Origin of the sequence: uncultured Helcococcus sp. (assembly GCF_946998255.1) — a bacterium.
GTDB lineage: Bacteria > Bacillota > Clostridia > Tissierellales > Peptoniphilaceae > Helcococcus.
Genome location: NZ_CAMPYN010000069.1, coordinates 1 through 5128, shown reverse-complemented (window position 1 = coordinate 5128; position 5128 = coordinate 1). Strand labels below are relative to the sequence as shown.

The 5128-nt window shown below is 32.2% G+C and carries 5 protein-coding genes; all 5 read right to left on the bottom strand.

Annotated elements, in window-relative coordinates:
• A partial coding sequence (locus Q0U66_RS05340; RefSeq protein ID WP_297378354.1) for a hypothetical protein occupies positions 1-296 on the bottom strand: 296 nt, incomplete at its 3' end.
• Positions 289-1356, bottom strand: a complete 1068-nt coding sequence (locus Q0U66_RS05335) for a metalloregulator ArsR/SmtB family transcription factor (protein ID WP_297378351.1) — start codon at positions 1354-1356, stop codon at positions 289-291. The genes Q0U66_RS05340 and Q0U66_RS05335, both read right to left, overlap by 8 nt.
• Before the next feature lie 163 nt (positions 1357-1519).
• Positions 1520-2644, bottom strand: a complete 1125-nt coding sequence (gene dnaJ, locus Q0U66_RS05330; protein WP_297378347.1) for a molecular chaperone DnaJ — start codon at positions 2642-2644, stop codon at positions 1520-1522.
• Positions 2645-3131: 487 nt separating this feature from the next.
• Positions 3132-4955, bottom strand: coding sequence for a molecular chaperone DnaK (dnaK, locus tag Q0U66_RS05325; RefSeq protein WP_297378344.1), 1824 nt, complete (start codon positions 4953-4955; stop codon positions 3132-3134).
• A gap of 102 nt (positions 4956-5057) precedes the next feature.
• On the bottom strand, positions 5058-5128 hold a 71-nt coding region (gene grpE, locus Q0U66_RS05835; protein WP_366938266.1), incomplete at its 5' end, for a nucleotide exchange factor GrpE.

Here is a 5128-nt window from a genome sequence, read left to right as displayed (position 1 = left end):
TTATTTCTATCTAGCATAAAAATGTATTGAATCTTACCTTCAAGGTATAAGTTTAAGGACTTAGATATTATAAATACAAGGGTATATATTCCAGCTACTGTTAATAATTGGAATACATCCATCTCTCCATTTTTTATTAGCTCTAAAATATATTTTAAAACTAAAACGGACATCAAAGGATGGATAACTGCAACTATCATATTTATAATTGTTTTTAACCAAGTATCTTTTCTAAAAAGGTTTGGAAATAATTCTTTGAAATAGAAGTTCATCCTATTTTTGAAATTACTATTCATCTTTAACTCCTAATAAATCATTAAAATATTTTATAAGTTCATTTATACTAGACTTGTTTAAGTCGTAATATATCTTTCTTCCATCTATAGAAAAATCCACTATATTTTTCTCTTGCAATTGGCTTAAATGCTGGCTGACACTTCCTTTTGATAGGTTTAATTCGTCCGCTATTTCTTGGCCAAACATAGTTTTTTTAGCTAATAGATGGATAATCTTAAACCTATTAGCCTCTGCTATGACTGATAAGCTTTCTTGCATATCATTATATTTATTTTCAAAATCATATTTGTAATCTTGCAGAATAATCCAGGAAAATCCTAAGATTATGTAAGCATGGAATTGATCTTCATCATCCAACTCAGCTGAAATTCCAATATCATGGAAATTATTAATTAAAGAAAAAACATTTAGACTATCAAATTTACCAAACATTTTTCCTTCTTCAAAAGTTTGGAAATTTTTATATTTTCTTAAAAAATCAATATTTATTTTCTCTAATTGTTCATTTATGAGGTCTCTAATTTTCTTAATTTCCTCTTTTATGATAACTTCTAAATCTCCTAATAAATTATATAAATCTTTCATATCAGTCCTAGCTCCATCAAAAAGTTTAACTAGGGCAAATTTCTGACTTCCATCTAAATAATCTATCTTATCAATTAAGTCAATTTCAGATAATACCTTTTCAGTATCAATTAACCTATTTTCTGCATTTTCCAATATATTTTTTTTGATCATTTTAGAAAACTCTTCATATTTATATTCAGAAATAGATTCTTTTTTCTTTGAATATATAAGAGTAGAAAATATAGAAGTTTTGCCTTTTTTCACTATAAATAAATCTTTTATATGCCTATACTTTTTCTTCAAAGGATAGGCCCTATCCATAATATTTTTATAATACTGGTATAATTGATTATATTTAGAATAATATTCTTCTTTTGAAATATTCAATTTTGTAAAATCTACTTCATCTAAAGATTCATTTTCTGAAGAAAAAATAAATATGGCTAATAATAAAGATTCATTTATATATTGGATTTCATTGATTACATTCATGATTTACTCCTAATTCAACTCATGGTTTAGCTTAGTTCTACCTGTGGTTTACTAATTCAACTTACAGTTTAGCATTTGTTTAACTATTTGTTTTATTATAGTAGAACTATTTATTAAAGTCAATAAAATTGTATAAAAAAAAAGAGGGCTACCCCTCTTAATTCTAATTAAAAAAATCTTTTACCTTTTCGAAGAATGACTTTTCAGGTTTTATCTGGTCTCCTCCAGCCTTTGCAAAGTCTTTAAGCAATTCTTTTTGCTCGTCATTAACTTTTTTAGGAACAACAACTTTTACATCAAAGTAAATATCACCTCTGTCACCACTTTTTCTTGGATTATCCATCCCCTCTCCACTGATTTTGAACCTAGTATCATTTTGAGTACCAGCTGGTATGTCAAAATCTACCGTTCCTCTTAGGGTAGGTACTTTTATAGTATTTCCAAGGGTTGCAGTCACAAATGATATTGGTAGCTCATAATATATGTCGCTTCCATATCTCTTGAAATGCTCATGATCTTCAACAGCAACTACTATATATAAATCTCCTGATGGTCCACCATTTTCTCCAGCATTTCCTTGACCTCTTACAGGTATGATATCTCCATTAGCTATACCTGCGGGTATTTTAACCTTGATCTTAGAATTTTTTAATACTCTACCATCTCCATGACACTTGTCACATTTTTCTTCAATTTCTACACCTGAGCCATTACATGTCGGACAAGTGGTAACTGAAGAAAATTGTCCAAATGGTGTTGATTGGGTTTGTCTAACTTGGCCTGATCCATTACAACTATGGCAGGTTTTCTTTTCACTACCTTCCTTAGCTCCACTTCCATGACATTTGTCACAGGTTTCTTGTTTCCTATATTGGATTTCTTTTTCAACCCCACTTACAGCTTCTTTAAATGTTATTCGACTTGTAATTTGGATATCTTCACCTTTTCTAGGAGCATTTGGATCTTGACTCCTATATGAAGATCCACCTCCACCAAAGAAATCTGAAAATAGGTCTGAAAATATATCGCCAAAGCCTGAAGAAGAAAATCCTCCAAAACCTGAATTTGGATCAAAGGCAGCTTCTCCATACCTATCATATTTAGCTCTATTTTCTTCATCACCTAATATAGAAAATGCTGTATTTATCTCTTTTAACTTTTCTTCAGCTTCTTTATCTCCACCATTTAAATCCGGATGGTATTTCTTTGCTAATTTTCTATAGGCTGATTTGATTTCTCTAGCACTAGCATCTCTTTCAATACCTAATACTTCATAAGGATTTCTCATTTAGCCACCTTTATATTCTTTCTCTAATATTTTAAAACTTTTCTAATTTACTCTATCTACTCTATAACTAACAAAAGGAGAGCCTACTCTCCTTTCGTCAACTTCATTATTATAACATAGCATATTTATTTTATAAACGCCACATCTATAAGATTAGACATCGGCTCTGCTCTTCGAGCAGTCGCCGTGTCTACCTGTTTCTATAAAATACTTTTTGGGTTTTTCTCATTATACGACTCGTCTCAAAATGCTCCTACTCGTCGCATTTTTTCAACTCCCTGTATAAGATTAGACATCGGCTCTGCTCTTCGAGCAGTCGCCGTGTCTACCGCTTTCTATAAAATACTTTTTGGGTTTTATTCATTATACGACTCGTCTCAAAATGCTCCTTCTCGTCGCATTTTTTCAACTCCCTGTATAAGATTAGACATCGGCTCTGCTCTTTCGAGCAGTCGCCGTGTCTACCGCTCAGAATAATCCTAAGGGATTATTCTTCGCTATCATTATCATCTTCATCCACAACTTCGTAGTCTGCTTCTACTGTATCGTCTTCTTTGTTTTCTTGTGCGTTGTTTCCAACGTTTGCGTATAGTCTTTCACTCATTTTGTTTAATTCTTCTGTTAATTCTTGGATCTTTGTCTTGATTTCATCAACATTGTCTGAGTTTAAAACATCTTTCAATTCTTGGTTTTTCTTTTCAATTGCTTCTTTTTCTTCAGCAGAAATCTTATCTTCAAGGTCTTTTAATGTCTTTTCTACTTGGTATGAAATTGATTCACCTTGATTTTTTGTTTCTACTAAGTCTTTTTTCTTCTTATCTTCATCAGCGTGAGCTTCAGCTTCTTTTACTCTCTTTTCGATTTCTTCTTCTGATAAGTTTGCAGAAGCTGTAATTGTAATCTTTTGTTCCTTACCTGTACCTAAGTCTTTAGCTGAAACATTTACAATACCGTTAGCATCAATATCAAAGGTTACTTCGATTTGTGGTTCACCTCTTCTTGCTGCAGGTATATCTGTTAATTGGAAGTTTCCTATTACAGTATTGTCATAAGACATTTGTCTTTCACCTTGCAATACCTTGATATCTACAGATGTTTGGTTGTCTGCTGCAGTTGTAAAGATTTGTGATTTCTTTGTAGGTATTGTTGTATTTCTTTCAATTAATACTGTTGTGATATTACCCATTGTTTCGATACCTAATGATAGAGGTGTTACGTCCAATAGTAATAAGTCATTTACGTCACCTGCTAAGATAGCACCTTGGATTGCTGCACCTAAGGCAACTGATTCGTCAGGGTTGATATCCTTTTGTGGTGTCTTTCCTGTAAGTTTTTTAACAGCTTCTTGTACAGCTGGAACTCTTGTTGAACCACCAACTAAAAGCACCTTGTCTAATTCTGAAGCTTCAACTCCAGCATCTTTTAATGCATCTTTTACTGGGTCTAATGATTCTTCAACTAAGGATGAAATCAATTCTTCAAATTTTGATCTTGTAATATCCATATTTAAGTGTGCTGGTTGACCATTAACAGCTGTAATAAATGGTAAATTTATTTGTGCTGTAGATGTTGTTGAAAGTTCTTTCTTAGCTTTTTCTGCAGCATCTTTTAACCTTTGTGCTGATGTTGGGTCAGCTAATAAGTCAACACTATTTTCTTTCTTAAATTCTTCATTTATATATTTCATTAAAGCTTGGTCAAAGTCGTCACCACCAAGTTTGTTGTTACCTCTTGTTGCTAAAACATCGATAACACCATCTGCTACTTCTAGGATAGATACGTCAAAGGTACCACCACCTAAGTCATATACCATGATTGTCATATCGTGGTCTGCTTTTTCCATACCATATGATAAAGCAGCTGCTGTAGGTTCGTTAACAATTCTTTTTACATCTAAGCCTGCTATTCTACCAGCATCTTTTGTAGCTTGTCTTTGTTCGTTTGTGAAGTAAGCTGGTACTGTAATAACAGCTTCTGTTACTGTTTCACCTAGATAAGCTTCTGTATCAGCTTTTAATTTTTGTAAGATCATTGCTGAAATTTCTTCTGGTGAATATGTTTTACCATCAATTTCTACCTTGTAATCTGAACCCATTTCTCTCTTGATAGATTCAATTGTTCTTTCTGGATTCATAACAGCTTGTCTTTTTGCTGTTTCACCAACTAATCTTTCACCTTCCTTTGTAAATGCTACTACTGAAGGTGTTGTTCTGTTACCTTCTGCGTTAGGAATGATAGTTGCTTTACCACCTTCCATAACTGCTACTGCTGAGTTTGTTGTACCTAAGTCAATTCCTATAATTTTACCCATAATCTTTTCTCCTTTATTATTACTATTTTTTATTTACTATATTAAAATTCATTTGCTTCCATTTCGTCCTTACCTTTCGGCTTGACTCAATAGGGAATGTTATTATGCACTCACTTTAACCATTGCTGGTCTAATTACTTTGTCATTCAATTTATAACCTTTTTGGAAGGTTT

Excerpts from the sequence above, each read along its gene's own strand:
- Q0U66_RS05335 (WP_297378351.1), bottom strand. The coding sequence starts at position 1,356 with ATGAATGTAATCAATGAAATCCAATATATAAATGAATCTTTATTATTA.
- dnaK (WP_297378344.1), bottom strand. The coding sequence starts at position 4,955 with ATGGGTAAAATTATAGGAATTGACTTAGGTACAACAAACTCAGCAGTA.
- dnaJ (WP_297378347.1), bottom strand. The coding sequence starts at position 2,644 with ATGAGAAATCCTTATGAAGTATTAGGTATTGAAAGAGATGCTAGTGCT.